At 55.8% G+C, this 23,140-nt stretch carries 11 protein-coding genes, 1 tRNA gene and 2 pseudogenes; 2 read left to right on the top strand and 12 right to left on the bottom strand.

Going from position 1 to position 23,140, the window contains the following annotated elements; genetic code table 11:
- Positions 1-2: 2 nt before the first annotated feature.
- From nqrF to AC2FID_RS08575, 6 genes are read right to left on the bottom strand one after another with little or no spacing between them, the layout of a single operon-like run.
- Positions 3-1,226, bottom strand: a complete 1,224-nt coding sequence (gene nqrF / locus AC2FID_RS08600) for an NADH:ubiquinone reductase (Na(+)-transporting) subunit F (protein ID WP_058277141.1) — start codon at positions 1,224-1,226, stop codon at positions 3-5.
- 10 nt (positions 1,227-1,236) lie between these two features.
- Positions 1,237-1,845, bottom strand: a complete 609-nt coding sequence (nqrE, locus tag AC2FID_RS08595) for an NADH:ubiquinone reductase (Na(+)-transporting) subunit E (protein ID WP_058272100.1) — start codon at positions 1,843-1,845, stop codon at positions 1,237-1,239.
- Complete coding sequence (locus AC2FID_RS08590; protein ID WP_058272101.1) at positions 1,845-2,498, bottom strand: NADH:ubiquinone reductase (Na(+)-transporting) subunit D; 654 nt, start codon at positions 2,496-2,498, stop codon at positions 1,845-1,847. Before AC2FID_RS08590 ends, nqrE begins: the two co-directional genes overlap by 1 nt.
- Positions 2,498-3,313 (bottom strand): Na(+)-translocating NADH-quinone reductase subunit C, encoded by an 816-nt coding sequence (locus AC2FID_RS08585; protein WP_496836368.1) that lies wholly within the window; start codon positions 3,311-3,313, stop codon positions 2,498-2,500. Before AC2FID_RS08585 ends, AC2FID_RS08590 begins: the two co-directional genes overlap by 1 nt.
- Positions 3,306-4,514 (bottom strand): NADH:ubiquinone reductase (Na(+)-transporting) subunit B, encoded by a 1,209-nt coding sequence (locus AC2FID_RS08580; RefSeq protein ID WP_058277138.1) that lies wholly within the window; start codon positions 4,512-4,514, stop codon positions 3,306-3,308. The genes AC2FID_RS08585 and AC2FID_RS08580 overlap by 8 nt, the downstream gene beginning before the upstream one ends.
- A gap of 5 nt (positions 4,515-4,519) precedes the next feature.
- Positions 4,520-5,863 carry a Na(+)-translocating NADH-quinone reductase subunit A gene (locus AC2FID_RS08575; RefSeq protein WP_496836367.1) on the bottom strand — a complete coding sequence of 448 codons (1,344 nt, stop codon included), beginning with the start codon at positions 5,861-5,863 and terminating at the stop codon, positions 4,520-4,522.
- Between the two features lie 288 nt (positions 5,864-6,151).
- On the opposite strand from AC2FID_RS08575, the gene AC2FID_RS08570 reads away from it, so the two are divergent.
- Positions 6,152-7,267, top strand: a complete 1,116-nt coding sequence (locus tag AC2FID_RS08570) for a THUMP domain-containing class I SAM-dependent RNA methyltransferase (RefSeq protein WP_496836365.1) — start codon at positions 6,152-6,154, stop codon at positions 7,265-7,267.
- Between the two features lie 94 nt (positions 7,268-7,361).
- Positions 7,362-7,438, top strand: a tRNA-Pro gene (locus AC2FID_RS08565).
- Between the two features lie 71 nt (positions 7,439-7,509).
- Here AC2FID_RS08565 and AC2FID_RS08560 read toward each other — a convergent pair.
- The 6 genes and pseudogenes from AC2FID_RS08560 to AC2FID_RS08535 all read right to left on the bottom strand — a co-directional run bounded on the left by AC2FID_RS08560 (position 7,510) and on the right by AC2FID_RS08535 (position 23,140).
- Positions 7,510-8,493, bottom strand: a complete 984-nt coding sequence (locus AC2FID_RS08560; RefSeq protein ID WP_496836363.1) for a tyrosine-type recombinase/integrase — start codon at positions 8,491-8,493, stop codon at positions 7,510-7,512.
- Positions 8,494-8,510: 17 nt separating this feature from the next.
- Positions 8,511-8,711: pseudogene (locus AC2FID_RS08555) on the bottom strand (helix-turn-helix domain-containing protein); the annotation flags it as partial.
- A gap of 124 nt (positions 8,712-8,835) precedes the next feature.
- Positions 8,836-8,976, bottom strand: a pseudogene (locus AC2FID_RS08550) (IS3 family transposase); the annotation flags it as partial.
- A 43-nt stretch (positions 8,977-9,019) separates the two neighbouring features.
- Positions 9,020-15,115 (bottom strand): hypothetical protein, encoded by a 6,096-nt coding sequence (locus AC2FID_RS08545; protein ID WP_496836361.1) that lies wholly within the window; start codon positions 15,113-15,115, stop codon positions 9,020-9,022.
- A gap of 10 nt (positions 15,116-15,125) precedes the next feature.
- Positions 15,126-20,075: a DEAD/DEAH box helicase gene (locus AC2FID_RS08540; protein WP_496836359.1), complete on the bottom strand. Its 4,950-nt coding sequence runs from the start codon at positions 20,073-20,075 to the stop codon at positions 15,126-15,128.
- Positions 20,075-23,140 (bottom strand): hypothetical protein, encoded by a 3,066-nt coding sequence (locus AC2FID_RS08535; protein ID WP_496836357.1) that lies wholly within the window; start codon positions 23,138-23,140, stop codon positions 20,075-20,077. Before AC2FID_RS08535 ends, AC2FID_RS08540 begins: the two co-directional genes overlap by 1 nt.

Genomic DNA, 23,140 nt, shown 5'->3' with positions numbered 1-23,140 from the left:
TCTTACCCGCCGAAATCGTCAAGCATGATGTCTTCGCGGTCCACGCCCAAATCCAGCAGCATGTTGATGACCGACTGATTCATGATTGGTGGGCCACACATGTAGAACTCACAGTCCTCAGGTGCGGGGTGGTTCTTGAGATACTCTTCGAAAAGAACGTTGTGGATGAAGCCGGTGTAGCCTTTCCAATCGTCCTCTGGCTGCGCATCCGACAGGGCAACATGCCATTCGAAATTGTCGAATTCCTCGGCCAGAGTGTCGAAATCCTCGACAAAGAACATCTCTTTCTTGGACCGTGCGCCGTACCAGAAGCTGATTTTGCGGTCGCGATTTTCCAGACGCTTGAGCTGGTCGAAGATGTGGCTGCGCATGGGCGCCATACCGGCGCCACCGCCGATAAAGACCATCTCTTTCTGGGTGTCGCGGGCAAAGAATTCGCCAAACGGGCCCGAGATGGTGACCTTGTCACCCGGTTTCAGGTTGAAGATGTAAGACGACATCTGACCGGCTGGTATACCTTCGGAACCGGGAGGTGGCGAGGCAACGCGGACGTTCAGCATGATCATGCCTTTTTCGTCCGGGTAGTTGGCCATTGAATACGCGCGCTCGATCGGTTCGTTCACAACCGATTCATACTGCCACAGATTGAAGCGGTCCCAATCTTCGCGGTATTCCTCTTCCACGTCGAAATCAGTGTATTTCAACGCATGCGCAGGGGCTTCGATCTGGATGTATCCGCCAGCGCGGAAATTCACGTCCTCGCCCTCGGGCAAATCCAGAGTCAGCGCCTTGATGAAGGTCGCCACGTTTTCGTTCGAGCGAACCGTGCATTCCCATTTCTTAACGCCAAAGACCTCTTCGGGAACTTCGATGTTCATGTCCTGCTTGACCGCAACCTGACAGGACAGGCGGTCGCCGCAAGACGCTTCGCGCTTGGTGATATGGCTTTCTTCAGTCGGCAGGATCGAACCGCCACCTGAATGAACACGCACGCGGCACTGCGCACAGGTGCCACCGCCGCCGCAGGCAGAAGGCACAAACAGCTTTTCGGCCGCCAGTGTCTGCAGCAATTTGCCACCTGCGGGAACGGAAATGGTTTTTTCGCCGTTGATTGTGATGTTCACATCGCCAGTCGATACCAGTTTCGAACGGGCGGCCATGATGAGGGCCACCAAAGCGACAACGATCAGGGTGAAAAGGACGACGCCTAGGCTAAAAGTTTCCATTCGTCCCTCCTTACAGCTTCACGCCCGAGAAAGACATGAAGGCCATCGCCATCAGTCCCGCGGTGATGAAGGTGATACCAAGGCCCTGCAAGCCATCCGGAATATCCGAGTACTTCAGCTTTTCACGAACGCCCGCCATAGCGGTGATCGCCAGTGCCCAGCCAAAGCCCGAAGACACACCATAAGTGGCTGCTTCGGCAAAGTTATAGTCACGCTCGACCATGAACAGCGAACCACCCAGGATGGCGCAGTTCACTGTGATAAGCGGCAGGAAGATCCCCAGCGCGTTGTAAAGCGGCGGGAAATACTTATCCAAGACCATCTCAAGGATCTGAACCATCGCCGCGATCACGCCAATGTAGGAGATCAGACCAAGGAAGGTCAGGTCCACATCAGGGAAACCTGCCCAAGCCAACGCACCGGGCTTCAGCAGATAGCTGAGCAGCAGGTTGTTCGTGGGAACGGTAATCGCCTGAACGACCATGACCGAGATGCCCAGACCCAGCGCGGTCGAGATCTTCTTGGATACGGCGATGAATGTACACATCCCGAGGAAGAAGCTGAGCGCGAGGTTTTCAACAAAGATGGCCTTCACGGCCAGTGAAATCAGACCTTCCATCAGTGGGCCTCTACCTGCTGAATTTTGTATTCACGCTCTTCGACCTGGTTCGGCTTCCATGTGCGGAAGGCCCAGATGATCAAGCCGATGATAAAGAACGCGGACGGCGGCAGCAGCAGCATGCCGTTGGGCACGTACCAGCCACCATTGTTCACGGTTTCCAGAATGGTAACGCCAAACAGCGATCCGTTGCCGAACAGTTCGCGAATGAAGCCAACAAGCAGCAGGATCAGACCGTAGCCCATTCCGTTGCCCAAGCCGTCAATGAAGGACGCGACGGGCGGGTTCTTCATCGCAAATGCTTCGGCGCGGCCCATCACGATACAGTTGGTGATGATCAGGCCGACAAAAACCGACAAGGTCTTGGAAATCTCAAAGGCGTAAGCCTTGAGAACCTGATCCACCAGGATCACCAGCGAGGCGATGATCACCATCTGTACGATGATCCGGATCGAACCCGGGATCTGGTTGCGCAGGCATGAGATGAAGAAGGACGAGAACGAGGTCACGAAGGTAACCGCCAGCGCCATCACGAAGGACACCTGCAGCGAAGAGGTCACCGCCAGCGCCGAACAGATACCCAGCACCTGCAGTGTGATCGGGTTGTTGTCGACAAGCGGGTCGACCAGCATCTCTCTCTTGGTCTGGGACATCAGAACTCTCCTGCTTGCAGTTTGGCCAGGAACGGAGCGAAGCCCGCATCACCCATCCAGAATTTCACCAGGTTATCAACACCAACCGAGGTCAGCGTGGCACCGGCCAGCGCATCTACATAAAAGTCGGGGCCAGCGGCAGGTTGCGACTTGGATACTGTGATCTGCAGATCACCTGCATCGTCCCGCAGCTTCTTGCCATTCCACAACGCTTTCCAACGCGGATTGTCCACCTCGGCGCCAAGACCGGGGGTTTCGCCGTGCTGATAGAATTGAAGGCCGTAGATATCGTTGCCGTTGTTTTTCAGCGCGATAAAGCCATAAAGCGTCGACCACAGACCATAGCCGTGCAGCGGCAGGATCACCTTGTCCAACTCGCCGGATTCGTCGCGCAGCAGGTAGACAACACGGTACAACGCCTTGCGACCAATACCAGCCGGGTCATCGTCCAGCGCGACGCTCAGCTCTGGATCGCTTGCGGCGGCCAGGTCGTCGAATGTCGCGGGATCGAACTGGTCGTCGACGAACTCACCCGTCGAAAGTTCAACAACGTGCGGCTCGAATGCGGCGAATGCCTCAGACACGTCGGTGCCGGGTTCATAAACACCAGCTACCTGCAGAACGTTGATCTGCTTGTCCTTCAGCGCGTTGGCTTCCTGGACCGGGCGCAGGCTAACGGCTGCGGCTGACACAACCATCGAGGCCACCAGACAAACGGCGACGGCGATAAAGATCGTTTTACCGACCGAGTCCGGCGAGGCCGCCAGAAACTTGGCAATCGCGCCCTTGGGTTCTGGGGATTGCGTATCAGACATGGCGACGCGCCCTCCGTTTGATGTTTGCCTGAACGACGAAGTAGTCAATCAGCGGTGCAAAGACGTTACCGAACAGGATTGCCAGCATCATGCCTTCGGGGAAAGCGGGGTTCACCACACGGATCAACACAACCATGATACCGATCAGAGCACCGTAGATATACCGGCCCATGTTGGTATGGCTGGCTGAAACGGGCTCGGTCACCATGAAAGCCAGACCGAAAGCGTAACCACCGACGACGACGTGCCAGTACCATGGCATCGCGAACATCGGGTTGGTATCCGACCCAATGAGGTTAAACAGCAGCGTCAGACCTATGGTCCCAGCCAGACAGCCGACAATCAGTCGGAAATTGGCGATGCGGGTCGTTAGCAGGAATGCCAGACCGATCATACAAGCCAGCGTTGATGTTTCACCAAAGCTGCCCTGCATCTGACCAAGAAACGCATTCCACCATGTCAGCCCCTCGGTGGCCAACGCCTGATATCCTTCTGAGGCGGATACCGACAGAGCTGTCGCGCCTGAAAAGCCATCAACCGGGGTCCAAACCGTGTCACCTGACATGTTCGCCGGATAGGCAAAGTACAGGAACGCACGACCGACGAGTGCTGGGTTCAGGAAGTTCTTGCCAGTGCCACCAAAGACTTCTTTACCAATCACCACTCCGAAGATGATGCCCAACGCAACCTGCCAAAGTGGCGTAGATGCGGGCAAGATTAGCGTGTAAAGCATGGAAGTTACAAGGAAACCCTCGTTCACTTCATGGCCGCGAACAGTCGCAAAGATGACCTCGAAGATACCGCCTGCAACCAGAGTGACGATGTAAATCGGCAGGAAATACATCATCCCGTGCATCACATTGGCAAAGATGCTGGCGGGGTTCAGCGAGATACCGAACATCTGCAGGATGGCGATCCGCCAGCCAGTGGCTGAATCGGGTCCAAGCGCGGCAATGGCCGAGTTTGCCTGAAAGCCGGTATTGTACATTCCCCACAGGATACAGGGGATCGTGGCGATCACGACATATGTCATGATCCGCTTCATATCCACGTAGGACCGCGCATGGGGTGCAACGGAGGTTACGGTTTTCGGAGTGTAGACGAAGCTTTCGACCATCTCGTAGATGGGGAAATACTTCTCGTACTTGCCGCCCTTAGTAAAGTTCGGCTCGATCCGGTCAAAGAAGTTGCGCAAACCCATTCGGATCAGCCCTCCTTTTCAATCTTTGTCAGGCAGTCGCGCAGCGCCAGCCCATATTCATATTTCGCCGGACAGGCAAAGCCGATAAGGCCAAGGTCCTCTTCGTCCAGCTCCAGCGCACCTAGCGCCTGTGCAGTATCGGTATCCATTACCAGCAAAGCGCGTAGCAATTGCGTCGGCAAATAGTCCTGCGGCATCAACTGTTCGAATGTACCAGTCGGAACCATCGCACGGCGTCCACCATTCAGATTGGACGTGAATGCAAACAGCTTCTTGGCAAAGGCCGAGCCAAGAACCGGCTGAACCGCGTATTTCGACGGCATCGGAAGAATCCAGCCCAACGTATGCTGATCATGGTCTTCGCGGATGATGCTGATCTGACGCGCGAAACGGCCCAGGTAAGCTTGTGGCCCCTCTGCATGACGGCCCGACAGGATCGAGCCCGAGATTACACGGGCCGTGCCGTCCACATTGATTTCGTCACGGGTAAGATCATCGGTCGAGGCCCCCATGACGGTGCGGATCAGGCGGGGTTGACGCGCGCCGGGGCCTGAAAGGGCAACCACGATGTTCGGATCCAGATGGCCGGTTTGCATCAGACGGCCAATCGCGATGACATCCTGATAGCCGATTGTCCAAACCTGCTTTTCACCGGCCAGCGGCTCAAGGAAGTGGATGTGGGTTCCAGCCAGGCCTGCGGGGTGCGGTCCAGAAAATGCTGCGGCTTCAATACCCGGAACGTCGGCCCCCGGCAGGGCTGCGCCCTCATTTTGGCACAGATACGTCTTGCCCTCGGTCAGCTTGGCAACTGCGCTCAGGCCGACAGCAAAGGCGTCACCTGCATCCTGGATAATGATCGCGGCATCAGCGGCCAGAGGCTCACTATCCATCGCGGTCACGAAAATTGCCGTGGGCTTGGTACCCGGTGCGGGCATCTTGGAATAGGGCCGCGTGCGAAAAGCAGTCCACAGGCCAGCCGCACATAGACGTTCGGTCACGCCCTCGGCGGTATCGGCGTTGCCCACAGCCGAGAAATCCAGACCTGTGTCGTTGACGTCCGAGACTTCGATTACGACGCTCTGCAACACCCGACGCGCACCACGGTTGATGGCCACGATCTTGCCGCTGAGCGGAGCGACCATCATCGCCTCGGGCACGTCCTTGTGGCAAAACAACGGTGTGCCCCGCTGAACCTCTTCACCCTCTTGAACCAGCATGCGCGGTTTCAGGCCCAGATAATCAGCCCCCAAAACCCCGACAGACCTGAATTCAGGACCCGGTTGGATCGTCTGCTCTGGCGCGCCTTGCACCGGCAGCTCCAACCCTTTTTTCAGTTTGAAAGTTTGCATGTCGCTACTGTCTTCCAAGCCTCTTTCCTGCAACACATCGTTCCCACCACTGCATAGTGGCACAAAACGATCTGCATGTGGGAGCCTGAGAGCAAAAAAGGCGCATAGCACCTGTTTTCATTCCAAGCTTCGTTTTGATCACGGTCCCTTTACGCGGGGATGTTGCCAAACGCAAACCCGTTGCTGCCTAAATTGCCGATATTTTGTCAAATTAACTTGAAGGGCTGCCTTTTGAACCTGTTGAAATTGCATATCGCACCCGCAACACTTCCGGTGTAAGCACCCGGGATGGAACCAAACAACGATTTTGAGATTTTTCTGGTGGCAACGCCCGGCCTTGAAGCCCCGCTGCATGCCGAAGCGGTCGAGCAGGGATTCGCAGATACAAAGCCGGTACCCGGCGGCGTCACCTGTCGCGGCGGCTGGCCTGAAGTCTGGCGCGCGAACCTGTGTCTGCGCGGTGCGAACAAGGTTCTGGTGCGATTGGGCGGATTTCCCGCAGTTCATTTGGCACAACTGGATAAACGGGCCCGAAAATTTCCCTGGTCCGATTTTTTGCGCCCCGATGTGCCCGTCAAAGTCGAAGCGACAAGTCGAAAATCCCGAATCTACCATGCAGGGGCCGCCCGGCAACGTATCGAAGTGGCAATTACGGAAACTCTGGGCGCACCGGTTTCGCCCAATGCGGCCGTGCGCGTCCTGCTGCGCATCGAAAAGGACCTGTGCACATTTTCGATCGACAGTTCCGGCGAGCCTTTGCACAAACGCGGCCACAAACCGGCTGTCGCCAAAGCCCCGATGCGCGAAACGATGGCGGCAATGTTCCTCCGAGAGTGCGGATTTGATGGGTCCGAGCCAGTTTTGGATCCGATGTGCGGCTCTGGCACCTTTGTTATTGAAGCCGCCGAAATCGCGCTGGGGCTGCGCCCCGGCCGTTCTCGCAGCTTTGCCTTTGAAAATCTGCCAAGTTTTGACCCCAACGCCTGGTCCTCGATGCGCCAGCAACAACCTTTGGCCAAACCGGACGTCGTTTTTCATGGCTCAGACCGCAATAGCGGAGCGATTGAGGCCTCGACCAAAAACGCTGACCGGGCCGGGGTTGCCGATTTCACCATTTTTCAGGCGCGCTCGGTCAGCGACATAAAACCCCCGTCGGATGCCGCAGGTCTTGTTATTGTCAACCCACCCTATGGTGCCCGGATCGGGGATGAAAAACGCCTGCGATCCGTTTACGGCAGCTTGGGCAAGGTACTGCAAACCAAGTTCAAGGGCTGGCGTATCGGTATCGTGACCAGCAACGCAAGCCTGGCCCGATCCACCCGCCTGCCGCTGTTGCCCCCCGGGCCAATTGTGGACCACGGTGGCACCAAAATCCGACTGTATCAAACTGGTGTTTTAACCTGATCCGATGCCCGGGAACGACGAAGGCAATTCGCACAAACGACACGGAAACCCCCTTGCACATCCAAAAATGCAAGTATAGATCACGCGCCACGGTCGGAGTGTAGCTCAGCCTGGTAGAGCACTGTCTTCGGGAGGCAGGGGTCGGAGGTTCGAATCCTCTCACTCCGACCAAAAAAACAAGGCGCCTGAGGGCGCCTTTGTTGTTTGTAAGACAGTGATCCGAGGTTCATTGAACCTGAGCACTACTCGAACTCCAGTGCGTCGGCCGCTTTGCGCAGGTGCTCCGGGCTGTAGCGCGCATAGACAGACTCGGTGATCCGTGAGTTCGAATGGCCGAGAAACTGGGCTATCTCCTCCATCGAGACGCCGGCCTCCGCCATGTGGACTGCCGCTGTGTGGCGCAGAACGTGCGGTGACACATCAGGCAGACCTGCCTCGATCGCGGCGGCCTTGAAGCCCTTCTTGATGGACTTCACGGGCCCACCGGCCCATTCCACGACGTAGTCGGACAAAGCCGCCTTCCGCGCCTCTAGGAGCGCCGCACGCAGGCTCCCGGTCATGGGGACGATGGCCCGGCCCTTCCTCTGCCCCTCACCAGTGCGGAGGTTGACCTGACTGCGCTCGAAGTCCACCCGATCCCAGGTGAGCTCCAGCACCGCCGTCACCCTGGCCGCCGTCGACAACATCAGCCGAGTAGCGAGCTTGATGTGCGGTGCACAATCGACAGACAGAAGCTGTGCGATCTCCTGGCGCGTCAGATACCTCTCCTTGGGTGCCGGCTTACTGGGGCGCTCGATATAGGGCGCTCTGTCGATCAGTCCGGTCTTCTCGGCCCAGTTCAGGCAGGTCCGCAACTTGCCGAGCTGGGTCCAGATCGTGCCGTCCTGAATACGTGCCTGCCTGCGATCCGCGATATAGGCCTTGCAGTCCTGCACGCTGATCTGATCGGGGCGGAAGGCCCCAAACCAGGGCAGGACGGAGCGACCGGTGTAATTCATGCTTTCATGCACCGGCCGCCCCTCAACAGTCGCGCTGTAGGCTTTCCAGATCCTTTCCACGGTCAGTTCATCCTTTCCGGCTGTCTGTGCGAGCAGGACGTCACGGGCTTCGGCTTCGGCGCGTTCGAGGGTGTCCGCGTCAAGACGATACCGGCGCCGGCGTCCATCTTTCTCATACCAGACGACGACGAACCGATCGTTGAGCCGACCGATACTGTATTCCTGCACTTCTCAAACTCCTCCACTTTGTGTGCCGGGATGCGGAACTGACGCTGAACTCTGAAATGTTCGAGCTGGCCGGATTTGCAGAGCTGGCGGACAGTTTCAGAACTGCAACTCCAGCGCTCTGCGAGGGTCTTGGGGGTGTAGGGCGGTGACAATTCGTGCACTCCTTTCTGATCGTGTGAGTGCGTTATAGCGACGAGCACTTCGGACAACTGAAACATACTTCACAAGAGCGTGATCTTTGGTATCCGCTGGAAGGTGCTTATGAAATTGACCTTAACAGAGGGCTCTTCGAAGCTGAAAAAGGTAGCTTGCTCGCCCCTCCCTATCAAAATGTGAACAGGCATAGCTGCCCTCAGACAGGGCGAACTGCTCGCGAATGTGCGCAAGCACCACCATGTCCTTCCGCTGGCTTTGGCTGAGCGGGCGATTGCGGTAGGCGCGATAACCAATAATCGCCGGCTCTCTGGGGAGCAGATCAACGACTTACAGCAAACAGAGCGTCGCACTGCTCACGTTTTGGTAGTGGTTAGTCGTCGTTCGACGCGACGATTAGCTGTCCCAACGCTGTCAGACGATATTGTGTCTTCTTGTCGTAACTTCGAGCAACCAATCCTGTTGCCAGGAGGTCGGGACCGAGTGTTTCGAAGTCGGTTCCTGTCGATTCCTTTAGAAGTTCGTTCTTCGTAGCAAAGTCGCCATCCTCACTCAGGACCCAGAGAGCAACGCCGACCGAATTACTCATGAAGCCGTCGGGTAAATTTGGTTTTGTCTCCCAGTTTTTTGCTTCTTCTGCGGGCCGGTCAGATACGATCATGGCAGAAACCAAGCGAGTGACCTCCGTCGAAATTCCGCCAGTCTTGGTCAAGATGGTGTTGCGAAGATCGACGATATCAAGATCGGTCCGCTCAAGTTTATCGAGGTGAACTCGGATCATTTCCGCGCCCCACGGAGTGAGGAATTGCGATTGTTCTTGTCGACGAATGGCCAGAGACCGCAGCTCAGCGTCCGATGCACTCATGATGATGACTGGACGGATGGTGCGGTTCAGGACAGATGGCTGGCGTTCGAGGAAGTCGAGAAGCGTTTTGGCTTCCGTTGCATCGTTGGTTTTGTAAACGAGGATCTTGCGCTTGCCGTTTTCCGCCCGCGTTTTTTCGACGATGCGGCGCAGATCACTGATCGAAGTCGCTTCATGGACAATGATCTTGTCCTCACGGGCACCAGGAAATGTTCCAACCTCGGCGAGACGACGCAGTGCCTGTGATACCTTCCCGATTCCAAGAATTTCAAGGCCACAAATGATCTGCACCGGATCCGCAGTTTTCGGGTCGATGAGCCGCTCCATAAAAAAATCGCTGAGGGGCGAGTATGGCCATTGATCTTCCGGCTGTTTCGGTGCGGCGGAGTAGCGCCTCCGGTGGGTCGCGCTGTCGTAGTTGATCGTTGGGTCCTTGTTCTCGATTTCATCGAGAGCGTGATAGATATCGTTACCTGTGCCGAGCATCGCGGCAACTTCCCGAGTGCGAAGCAAATAATTGAAGCGGTTTTCACTGCCGGGAACCGGGACGCGACCAAGAACACCAAGATCGAAGAGCTCTTCAAGGAGAGCCTCGAAAGACGGAAGTGTCGGAGCTTCGCTGTTCTTAGGCCAGTAAAAAGAAGCTTCGTCCATCAACACACGTGTCGGAAGACCTGTGATGAGCGCACGGCGCTCATCACCCTCGTAGATCAAGCGCGCCAGCGTATAGGCGACCAGTGCGTAGCGAGGGTCGAGATTGAGGGTAAGATGGAACTTCTCTCGGATCCGGGTTTCGATATGCTCGAAGTTTCGGTGAGCGAAAAGGTCTTCTGACGGTATCGTCCAGAGGGGCTCGCCCTCGGGGAGCTTGAAGGTTTTTCCGCTACCGTGGCCGTGCATGGTCGAGAGAAGACCCTTCATGTATTCCTGGACCAAGGAAGGATAGTAGTTGGCCCAGGTCAGGATCTCCTCGACGGCCTGCATGTTCTCAAATGCGAAGCCAGCGGCGCGCATGGGAGATACAACCAGATCGAAAGCTGCGCGCTTGTCATCGATGTTTCGATTGAGCGGGCCGATACAAATCGGCTCCCCGAGGTGCCAGAGCGGAGAATTTGGCTGCTTGTTCATCCGTTGGACATTATGAAGCCCGGCGAAGACGACCTTGAAGGCGCGCTGCGTTTTCTCCATGAGCTCCTTCAGCTTGCTCAGCTGCGGGTAATCATCGCGTGTATCCTGAGTCATAAAGTTGTCAGCTTCATCGAACATGCAGATGATGCGCCCATTGGGGTGCCGGTTTACCCATGCTTGGATATCGCGTGAGACGAGATCCGCAGAAGTGTGGTCCGGCTTTACGACATCGTCCGGCAGCATCGTGGAGATGTGGCGCCAGATTTCGTTGGTTTTTTCAGAGATACCCAACGCTTTGATTTCACGATTCACGATGAACCGTTTTTCGGCTTCATCGTGCTGAGTCTGGGCCACATGCGCGAGAAGCGCAGATTTCCCGAGTTGGCGGCCACCATAGACAAGGCACCCATCAGCAGTCTTGTCGATGATTTTGCGCACTTCGTCTTCACGGCCGAAGAACATCTCAGGCGGAAGCTGACCGGCGTCGGTCGTGTAGGGTTCGATGCGACCATAAGGAAGTCCGCATTCGAAAACAGTGCGGGCCCGGGTATCACGACGGGTCGCTGCGAAGGCGATCAGAGCCTCGTCGATCAGGAGCGCCGGAATCACTTTGCTACGCAAACGCTCCGCAATATCGCGCCGCCGCGAGGTGTCTGCGACACCGGAAAGGAGAATGACTGCCGGCTTACTGGAGGCTGTGATCGCCTTAATGATCGTCTCCGGCAGAGTCTCTTGAGACGCGACAATGAAGCTGTAACCGCTCGTTGCATTGGAGCCAAACACAGGCGGCAAGAACCATCCATCCGAGACGATACGGCCATGAAAAGTCCCCTTCCAGGAACCCTTGCGGCCAAGTTCCTCAATCTTGAATATGTTGACCTGTTCGAATCCAATCTCTTCGAAAAGCTCCTTGATCTGCCCCGGAGTCGGCTTTTTCGTGCGCATGCCCAACATCAGGTCGCGATACATTTTGATGAAGCTGATCGTGGCAGCGCGACGATCTTCCTCCGCAAACAGGAGGTTTCCCTCCATTGCGGTGGCTTCTTTAAAAGCCTTACCTCCGGTCGGCCATTGGTCAGAACTGGCGTAGGGAAGAAGGTTGGACGAGAATTCACCGATAAGGCCTTGCAGGTCAGTCTCGAACACTGCCGCTGACCGGCCATCCCTAAGCTGTGCGATCCGGTCCTCTACCGCCTCGATGGTGAGTTCGTCGAGCTTCCCGAGAAGAGTTTCGACATCGTCCTCGTTGTCAGGCTTTCGGTATTCATTGATGCGAGCGATTTGACCGTCGCGGATGCTATTCTTGATGTCTTCGATCGATTGATCGAGAAGCCCAAGGCGGTCGCCGAGCCCAGTGATGTCATGGACTTCACTACCATCGGCCAGGCCGTCGATTTTTTCGAGGGTGAGCTTACACCATGTCAGCTGTCGACTGATTTGTTCTTGGTTTTTGAAATCGACCTTCTCGAGTGCAGTGAGCATCCGGTTCCGGAGTTCAACTTTAGGCCGCCAGAATTCGACGAATTCGGTTACCGTTTGTAGGATTTCCCCTTCGGACGAGACATCGAATTGATCGACCATGCGATATGCGGAATCGAACGCACCCTCTGAGCAGGCGCGCTTGATAGCATCCTCTTGTCCAAGGATTTTATCCTCAGACAGAACCCGTGTGTAGATTTCGGCGCGCGCTTCCAATTCGGATAGCGCTTCCCGGTCAACCGGAGGGAGCAGGTCCATTTCGGCGTTGAGTGCACCGTCAAGCGTTGAGAACCGACCAGTATCTCGCCCAAGAAGCGCCTCGCGGGTCTCGTTTATCTGATCACCGATCCAGGTCGCTATGGCGGCAATCAGCGGATCATCAGTGCTGCTAATTTCAGCCTCAAGACCATCCTTGGCCTTTTTGAGCTGCGTGCGGAGTGTGGCCGTCGTCAGCTTTGCGCGTTCCTCCGACTGCTGGCCGCGCTCTCCGCTGGAATGGGTTGCTTCATTCCAGCGCTCTAGTAGTGTCACCGGTTCGTCGAACTGACGAGCGAGGTATTCGACCCCTTTCGAATAGAGAACGAGGTCGTTGTATCCCTTTTCAGATGCATATGTCTCTGAGAGAGCTTCGATGGATTGGGCGTCGCGAAGGTTCTTGATGGCAATACGGACCAAGTTTGGAGCCGCCGGGTCTTTTTCTGCGATTGCCCGAACGGCTGCTCCGAGTTCACCATTTTGGGAGACGACGTAGTGCATGAATTCGGTGGCGAAAGGCCATCTCGATGTTTTCTGACGAAGAGCGTCACAAATTTTCTCCAGCCGATCGGTGAGGCGCTGTTTCTCGGGAGCCCCCGGCTGCCCGGAGAGTTCGGCGAGAACATCAGGGCTGGGAGGGTAATCGAAGCTGAGCCTCGAGACGGTTTCGTTTACTTCGACCAAGTGTTGCCCAAGGGTCCCTTTGCAGAGATCGGAGACTTGCGTGCGAAGTGTCGTATCCTTCGAGAGAATTGCGGGCCGCAGAATAGAGCCGAGGACAAGAACGGAGGCAAGATCAGAGAGTGAGGCCGAGGTGGCCATCCCGACGTGCTCATTGAACTTCTGGAGATCAGGGCCAAACCCGCGGTAGGGAGCGCGACTTGCAGCGGCGACACGCAGGGCGACAGCAGGGATCGGAAGAGCCATCCCCTCTTGCTCATAAGCTTCTGCGGCATGTGCTGCGATTGCGATGAAATCGCGGTCGATGAGAGATGCGAACGCGTCGTTAGAAATGGGCGCAGGCTGAAGGAGCGGAGAGTTCGTCTCTTCCTCTTGGTCGAGGTGTTCTTTGAATTGCCATTCGGGAAGCTCGTCAGGCGCGCTGACTTCGTCGGTGATATCGACCAAGACGGAGCTGGAACTTGCGTCTTCCTCGTCGGCATTGGGGTGAGATGATTTTGTGTCAACGTCCAACGAGGGGACATCTGTCGTCAACTGATCTTCAGTCGAGTGTGTATCTTCATCGATCGTGTCGCTGAGTAGGTCGTCTTCCTTCGCATCAGACAACTCGGTTTCAGTTTGGTCTACGTTGTCCTCAGGATCACTGTCGTCGTCGGCGATGGGTTCTGGGTTTTCTTGCCCTGCACCGTCTTCTTCGCTTCCATCCTCTTGGGCTTCAGTCTTAGCCTGAAGCAGACTTTGTTCGCGGATCTTGTCGAAGATTTCCGGATAATCTGAAGGATCGAAATCTTCATCGAATGTGTCAGCATCTATAGCCGGATCGTATTCCTCCAACAAGGACATGAACCGATCAGGTTTTTCGTCACCGAGAGACCGGAAGATTTCGAGGATGGGCTGATATGCATCTTTCATTCGGTTGATCTTATTTTCAAGCTCTTCAGCTTGAATGGCGAGCTCGCCGATCAGAGCAAATTTCTTAGCGGCCGTTGCCTCGGATATTTCTTTACCCAAAGCTTCGAGTTGGTCGTTGGTCGCCGAGATTTTTTCTTTGCGGCTGAGGATGAGGTCATAGAACCTGTCGGACAGGAGAATGCCGGCAATTGGTCGGGCGATCCTCGCGACGTCGTCGCCTTCTTTGATAGCTCCAAGCGTCCTGAGGCGTTCTTCAACATCCTCCGACATTTCCTCGGTGATGACATCCTGCATTTCGCGAGCGGCGATGGACAGCTCGGAAATGGCCTCGAGCCTTTCAGTGTTCATGACGGAACCGATTTGGATCTCCTCCGCCAACCCTTGGATTGCTATGTGAAGATGGCCAAGAATCAAGATGGAGTGCGCTTCGGGTTCGACTTCAAGGAGACCAAGAAGCTCCTCCGAAAAGCCGAGCCAATGCAATCCATCCTCGACATTCGGCAGTCTTTCTTCAACCCAATCCGTTGGTCCGCGGTAGGTGATAATATTGAGGGCCTTTTCGTATAGCTCCTCAAATGATCCGGGGTCGGTAAGCGCGTGATAGTAGTTCATGACCGCGTATTCGCAGAAAGACCCTACTGCAACTTCAGGAGGCACGTCCTCAAGTAGGAGCTCATGAACACGGTTATGAAGCTCCGGATGTGCTTCAAGGCGCAGTTTTGACAACGGAAGTTTCGGAATGACGCCCTTTTTTGGTCCACTCTTCCTGGATCTTGGGCCTTTTTGTGAGCCTCGTTTTTGCATCACTATCGTTTCAAGGATGGGAAAAACCCAAGGGTGGTTTTGGATACGATAAAGCAACTCTTCATAAAGATCTGCCGGCTCGTTCGGGTCGAAATCAGCCTCAATCAGTGCCGCAATTGTCTTCAGGTCCTGGTTGGTGAAATGGCGCGCTTCTGCCAAAAACTCCGGTGCATCGGGGCAGATTTCAAGGACTGGGAAACCACTGAAACTCTCAGGCGACACCCAGTGCTCCGGCCTCCATGTGCTCATCATTTGAACGGCAGCAGGGATACCAGCAAACGAAATGGTTTCAGACGCGGTTGTGAGAGCGAACGATGGTTTGTTTTGCGGCGTGTCTTCTGGCATGTTCGATCTCCTATTTGTTCCAGCTTTGCGTAAGCTGCACGCCTGCTTCGAGTAGGATTGCTTCAATCCATGCAAGGGCTGGGCGCCGTTCGAACTCAGACCATAGTCTTTGGTTAGAGAAATCGTTGAGACATCGCGTGCAACTTGTCACGCAGTCTTGGTTCTCACAATTTAAGATCTCGCGGGCTGCGAGAAAGAGGTCGACAGACTGGAAGCCATCCTCTTGTGTCAATCGAGTTGAGTATCCAGCACCGCCGGAAACAGTGTCGTAGAGCACGATTACGAGATGGCCATCGAGTCTTTGAACGATAGCCCGCAGATCTCGCGCGTCCGTCTCGAGTAGTTCGGCAGCACCAAGACGAAGGGCCTCTTGCAGTGTGCGGTCGATTTTCGTCGAGTTAATCAGATCCCCATTCGGATCATGGGGAGTTCCCTGGAACAGAATGGCGCGCACATCTGTTTCAAAGACATGCGCAAGATCGATTGGCCAGACTTGGAAAGACGGATCATATCGGCAATCCCGGCCGGTTCGTGGGTTGGTGTGCGCCTCGAGGACCATGGGTTGCTGCCATGCGTTGTTAGGTCCTGCATTCATTGCTGGAACAGCATGTTCACAGCTGGGGCACCATGCAAACCCGCCCCCATGCCGACCTTTGTTGACCGTGATGATGCGCCCCAGTTGATCGTCGGCCCGGTTGGAACCGGGCGCGTGGAAGGTCAGAATCCCCGGCACGTCCGTTGGCACGTAGCTTGAGATCGGGGCTTCAGTGAGGAGGAGAGCTTCTTCCGACACAGTTGACCGAATTCGACTGGCGCCGGGATCTCGGCCCTGACCATCGCGAACAGACGTCAGGAATCCGTGTGGCTTAATGAAATCACGTTTTCTATTGGTAGACGAAAATTGCGCGCCACATTGAGAGCAGTGATCGTCGGGGGTTACGCGCTGAGGGGTAATCTGAGGCGACCTGCACACGTCGCAAACGCGGTATTGGGCTTTCTCGATAAAGGCATCGTCGCCTGTAAACTTGGATCGTTTGGAGATGCCGTCAGAGATCCAAACGCGGCCGCCCGCAACAATTTCCGAGCCTGGAGCGTATTCAGAGATTCCAATGGCACCATCGCGATCGAGTTCGAGGACGGACGTATCGGATGTCTGCCCCGCCGCATTCAGGACCTCCAAGGAGACCGAGTGAACAGGGAATGAATAAGTCGGTATAACCGCGCGTCGCGATAGCTGATCGATCATGAATTGCCCAATGTAGAGGCGCTGCTGGGTGCGTAGCGCCTCCTGATATCGACCAATGCGCGTGAAGCCTGCCGAGTCATTGGAGTCGAGTTGTTCCCGCTCCTCCTCGAGATCGTCGATGCCGGATTGCATAATGGCCCAGCGACCCCAGACAGCGTCGGCGAATTGCATCACTCTTTTGCGCAGCTCTTTTCGGCAGCCTTCGGCATCGAGCGCAATGTCCGCATGTGCGGAAGGAAGTCGTTTGCCCAAGGCTGCCGCCGCTTCAACATCTTCATCTGCGTTGTCGAGCCAAGAGTTGAAGTTTTCGTCGAACGCCACTCGCGCGTCGTCGGTGAGTGAGGCAGCAAAGACGTCGCGAAGTTGAGGAGATCCACTCCTTTGGTAGTTCGCAAGCCGGTGCTCGAGGAACTTTGCCAAAAGCATTGAAAGCTGGTGGCGTTGAAAAAAGCTTGCGTTGTCCAAGCTGAGGTATGGCACACGAGGTTGCTCGGCGAGATAATCTTCAAACCGCTCGAAGACCGCGCGGTCGTATCGGCCCGACCGTGAGGTTGTCAGAACGATCGGGGCAACCTGTGCGCGGCGCCCTGCCCGACCAGCTCGCTGCTGGTAACTTGCTATAGACGGTGGAACATTCTTGCAAAGAACACTTTCCAAATCACCAAGATCGACGCCCATTTCCATCGTCGTGGTGCAGGAAAGAAGATTCACTTCTCCGATCTTGAAATCTTCTTCGATCGAGGTTCGGATTTCGCCAGCAATTGCCGCAGTGTGTTCGCGCGCGATCCCCATGATCGGGTGCTCGTGGTAGCGCGCAACATAGTGGTTTTGCTCAAAAAGATCAGCGCGATCTTCAGCGGTGATTTCGGTCAAAGTTCCTTTGCAGCCCATAGACTGACAAACGCCCGCGGTGTCGAATTGTGTTCGACTGCCACATTTGACGCATTGATAAAGGTGGACGTCTCTGCCGGGAACGACCTTGATACCGGGCCCAAATTTCAGGCCGCGACCGACTCCGTGGCGTGCAGCGATAGATCGGGGCCCTTCCATCACTTTCCAGAAAGCCGTCAGAACATCGAGTATTTGGTTGTCATCAATGGCTTCGCCTGTTGCGGTCGCCATTTTTTTCAGAAGTGCAGTAAAGCGGTTTGGCCGGTTTGCCGCAGGGATGAGATTTATCGCGGTTGTCGCTCTGCTGTTCTTATCCCGGGTAAAACAGCGTGTTTGCTGCGCTGCAATTCGGGTCCAGATCGACTCATCGACGAGATCAATCATGCCTGACCCTTGATCGGAGACGGCACGATGCTCTCTGATCATTTTCAGGAGATAGCGGACGTAAGCTTCCGCGAAGGGTTTCATTTTTTCCGGAAGGTGCTTCTCTACAGCGAAGACAGCACGATCGAGGTGATCATAGTTGACGCCGAGGAGTCCAAACCCCTCAAGCCCAAGTCGACCGCGCCCGAGGGTTGTCAGCTCAGCCACGATCAGGGCCTTAAGGCGCTGCATTTCATTTGTTCCGGATTCAAGCTCGGGTAGAACGCCTGGTCGATACAGTCTTAGCCCGTCTTTTCGAAGTTCGTTTCGAACAGCGGAGACGAGGTTATCTATATCAATTTCGCCGTTGGCGTCTACGGCGCGCAGAATGGCGCTGCGAAGGGCTTGTTCACGAGATGTGCGCTCAAAGAACGGCGCGAAGAACGCGGCGTCCTGCCTGTTGTCTGAAAAGACCAGCAGGTTGCGCCCGCCCATCGGGGGGGTGGTGCCGAAGTCTCGGCTCGGCATCGATTCAAGAATTGACTGGGCAGCAACAGCAGCGAGGGCTTCGTCGCCCGGCCTGACGGTCGTGATCGGCTCGGGAAAACGAGACGAACGATGGTGGCATGCGACGCAGCGCGGCATGTAGCGGCGACCATCGTCGGGATCTTCATGCAGTTCGACATTCTCGAGCGCGACTGCGCCAGCAGCCTCTTCTTCAAGCGGAAGGCCGGAAGCAGGATCAAAGTAGACCATGTGCGGCGTATCTTCGTCAGTCGAGGTGTCGTCCTCGTCATCTTCCTCCACGGCCTTCCCGCCAGGCACCAGCCTTAACAGCCGACGTGGGCCGCTGCCCGGGGTTGCTTCGACATGCGTAGGACCATCCCAAGCTTCAATGTAAGGCTCACCGCAGTTCCGACAAACGAAGAGCTCAAAGACGGGTCGATCTTCGTCATCTTTCTCTGCGCCGATAATGACCTGTGATAGGCTTTCGCTATCATTAGCCTTGAGGGACACACCTGTTCGGTCTGGTGCGCGCGATATCAGGTGGTATCGAGCCGGGAGAAGCGGAAAGACGGCGGCGCTTTCACTGACAGCAAGAACGCCGATGGAGATCAAGCCGACCAGCGCAGAAATTGCGCCTTTGCCCGCATCTGGAAAAACGTCTTCGGCAAGCCGCGTGAGGGGGATGGAGCCACCCTCGAGGCGGCGCGCAATTACGTGCACTTCATTGAAGTCGGAGAGGCGCTCAATCAACGCATCACCGAGTGATAGCTGTGCCTGATCGAGTGACAAGGCGTCTAAGCCGAGGAATTCGGCTTCGGCGTTCCAGCCTTCTATGTCCATAGGGCTGTCTGTAAGTGCGACTTCTCGAACCATACTGGCGAGGTCTGATGCTCGTGCCCAGTCTTCAAAGCTAAGGCCGCTGGGAGAGGCGGGTTTTGACAGTTTCGGGTGCAACTTCCTTTGCGAAGTGATCACAGCCCGCTCGCCGGCAAAAGGCTCTCCAAAGAGTCGCTCAGCAAAGTCCGAAAGCTCCCCTTTTCTCTTAGGATTGAGAGATGCTGATGTGCCGATGCATCTCACTTGGCCGTCCGGGATCTCAAGGTGAGCCTTCAGTCGTCGCAAGAGAAAGGCGACTTCGATGGCTTGAGCGCCCGTATAGGTGTGGATTTCGTCGAGAACGATCCGGCTAAGTCGCGCATTTTGAAGAAGCGGTCGGTTCGTCGGAAGGAGAAGGATATGCTCCAGCATTGCATAGTTCGTGATGAGGATATGCGGAGGTGACTGGCGCATCTCCAGCCTCGAAAGCTTCCAATTCAGTGGAACATCAGCGTCCTCTCCAAAGGCCTGCTGGAAGCTGGGTGTTTCGCGAAGCTTCGTGACTTCTTGCTCCCGCGTTGAATGTGATTTCACCTGTCCGGTATAGCGGCCTAGCGTGATGCCCGGATTGCCCAGGTCACGGAAAAGGAGCTGGGCGATCCGACCGAGTTGGTCATTAGCCAGTGCGTTGAGTGGGTAAACGAGGATCGCACGGACGCCGGGTCGTTCAAGATCTCCCTCTTTGAGGATGTCATTGATCATTGGGTAAAGGAAGCTTTCCGTTTTACCCGAGCCTGTGCCGGTTGCGACGAGATAGTTTTCGTCTCTCAATAGCGCTTCTTCTTGGTGAGCATGAAGTGGACGATCCCACACAGACGGCTCGTTCTGGGCAAAGTCGATCCACCTGGGGTCCAAGAGCCCTTCACCGTGAAGCTGCGCAAGGCTGCGACCTTTTTCAAAGTCCGGAAGCGTTTCGACGTATGGACCTTTGACAAAGGTGAGGCGACTGACCTTCTCGCGCAGCTGTTCCGCAAGCTTCGGGGCTCGGATCTCGTTGATCGGAGATGAAGTTGCCACGAAGCGCGCAAGAGTTCGGTTGAGATCTTCGCGGTAGGCGTTCGGATCAAGAATGGTCATTAGGCAGACGCTCCCTGGGTGGTCGCATGGCCCCACAGGGCGCGAAAATAGACAAAGAATTGAACACCGGCGCGAAGCATCATGGTCATAGCGGAACCAATGTCTTGGCGCGACAGTCCTGTTCTCGAAATCATATTCTGAAGGAATGCCTCAGAGCGTTTCTCGGCGCAGGCGCGAGCAAAGCGCTCGACCTGGATTGCGATCTTGGCTGGAGTCGGATCACCGCCTCCATTGATGTCGAAGGCCCTAAGATCATTCAGGTTCTCTGCGTGGGCTTCGCAGATGATCCTACATGCATTTCCAAGGGCGCCGCCGCCTACGAGATCCCCGATGTCTGTTTCCCTCAAGCGGAAACGTAGATCGACAAATGCGGTGCGTAGCGCATTCGCTGACAGAGCGTCTGGAATGTCAGGGTCATTTTGCAACCGTTCAAGCCACGCCAGCAAGGGATGTTCAGTCATGAGGTCGGGGAGAGGATCGGGCGCCTCGATAGTCATCATGAGATTGAGACTTGAAAAGCCGGTGCCTACCGAAAGGCCTGAAAGGGCATGAGTTCCAGCCTCGAATACCCAAGGCGCCACTCCGACGATGTCATGACGAGCGATGCTACCTTCGGGTCGAGTGACATTCAACACGGGCTTGATGGCACCCACGATCTTGTTTTGAGCGAAAGTCTCGAAGGCATGAGCGTAAACGGAATAGAGCGACGCCGACAGCTGGCCACCCAATGCATCAGGCTCCGGATGCGTCAACATTTGAGCAAGTCTTACGACAGTGTTTCGGTCAGGTTTCGCGATTGATCCAGCGATGCCAACTGCAACCGGAGCGCGCGATCCATCTTTCACAGGCTCGATGACACCGTTTGGGTCTAAGGTTTCGAAGGTAATTCTTGCGGGTCCAGTAATCCGACCTTTGTCGACACGAACAGTAATGACTCTCGTGCCCTGGTCGCGCAAAGCCTTGACCGCAGGAAGAGGCGGAAGGGAGGCTGGCATCACCCCAAAGGCGTAATCGCCGATAACAGTATCTTTTCCGGCTGCCTCGACATTAACACGCAAGGCGTCTGCATCCGCAGTCGGCCGCAGCGTCAGCACGATCTCCTCTGCCGTCTCGTGCAGGCTCAAGGAGCCCGCGTCCGATACGCGTCGAAGGCGCGCAAGGAGATCCAGCGTCCCATCGGCACGCCGGATCGCGATCCGGTCATCTCCTGTATCCTCTTCGAGCTTCTCGGCTCCGATTTCGAAGATTTGTCGCTGAATGAACGGACGATTTATTTGGCGTCCGAGGACGATCAAGTCTGCATTTCTGTCAAAGCAGCGAAGTCGGAGCGTATCGTGGCGGTTGTCGTAACCGAGCGCCACGGTCCCCCCTTTCGGAACGAAGACTTGATCGTTCGTCGAGATCCGGAAATGCCAGAGCTTTTCGGACCTTGCCGTAAGGTCGAATTCGTAAGCCTGCTCTTCGAGCGACAATCCAAGAATTGGAGTTTCGGCTTCGGATCTCGGATCAACGGAAAGCCGTTCGAAGGAATTGACATGCAAGCCAGAGCTTCTGGCTGGCAGGTAATTCGATGGAACCTTGACGTTCTCGAGATCTCCCATTGGTGGCATCGCAGCAGGCCAAACCCATGAGGTCGCCTTTAAGTCCGCGCGGGCGTTGGTGTCGCCGGCGGCACCCGGGACCAAGACTTCGAAAGTAGCTTTTCCCGGATCGGCCGCAGGATCGAAATTGAGGCTTGAGAAAGAAACGCGCGCCTCGTTTTGGCCTTCGATCGATATTCGACTGTATCTTGAGGTCTCGCCGATCCTGGCTCTAAGGATTCGTTCAGCTCCGCCGATTTCGGGATCAAGCCTGACGTAAATCGTAAGGTCGTTTGCATAGAGCGCGTTTTGTCCGTTCCTGCCGATGACCGTTCCATCAAACCAGATGGCCGTATCGATTGGAGATGCAATTTCCAAGGGCGACCTCTCCCCAAACGAAAGAGTTTCGCCAAGATCTACCCAAGCAGAGAAAACCGTCGGATCTTTGGTCGGGATTGCTTCTCCAAATTCGGATGCGCTGAAATGCATCTTACTCAAGATAACCAGGCGTGTGGCAGCAACTTCAATCTTACGGGTCGTTTCTTCGATGAGATGTAGGAGCGCCCCACTGTCAGCATCGAAGATCAGGACTTCTGTTTCTGTGGGAGCGAAGGCAACGTCGATAGTTGCGGAGCCTGCACTCCACTTGAGTGCCTCTGGCCATGGGGCGTCAATTGAGGCGCGCTTTCCTCCCGGGATCTGTATTGGGAACAGGCCAGTTTTGATGGATTGCGATTTCGATGAAATCTCGGGCAAAAGGCCAAGTCCATCTCGATGCCAGATGACGGACGGAGGTCCGACAAAATCAGATCGTTTCTTTCCAATGCGCCGGGCAAACTCGTCATACGCCTCGAAGAGTGATCTTTCTCCTGGGCCTGCACCGACTTCTCCGCGGCGCCAAGCGTCAAATCGGCGCGCATAGTGAGCGGATTCATCGAAGCGAATTGGGGCGACAAGGCGCGGTTGACCGGCGCAATAGTTGGCTACCGCAAGTCTTTGCCAATGCCTTGAAGCAACCGTGTCTTCGGTCGCGGGTGGTCCTTTTCGAAATGCTGTCCACAAAAAGGCTCTGGCCAGATTTTGGTGCTGCGGGTCAGGTGCGCCGAGGGGCGAGAAAAAGACCACGGTAGGGTCGGTGCTGTTCTTGACCGGAATACCGATGCGCTGTGCGGCGGCGATAAAGCGCGCCTTCATGATTGCACGCTTCTCGCCGCTGATCGCTTCGCCGAGGAACTTCTCAAGGTGTGAGTAGATCTCCCGATCTCGGGCGGTGTAGCTCTTTGAGAGAGGGTAGAGCACGGACCAGACACCGAGGGTCGGGAACTTCGCCAAGAGCATGTTTATGGAGTATTGGCGTGCGGCTCGGCAAGCGGAGGCGTAAAGATCTTCGGGTAGATTTAGGTCAGCTACGAATGGAGTCGCGTCCTTTGCAGTCCATATGGACTGCATTTCCCTCTCAAGAGAATTGAGGCTGTCAGATGCCAA

It is taken from the genome of Ruegeria sp. CDSC068, from assembly GCF_059610545.1.
This window is presented reverse-complemented; position numbering and strand designations above follow the sequence as displayed.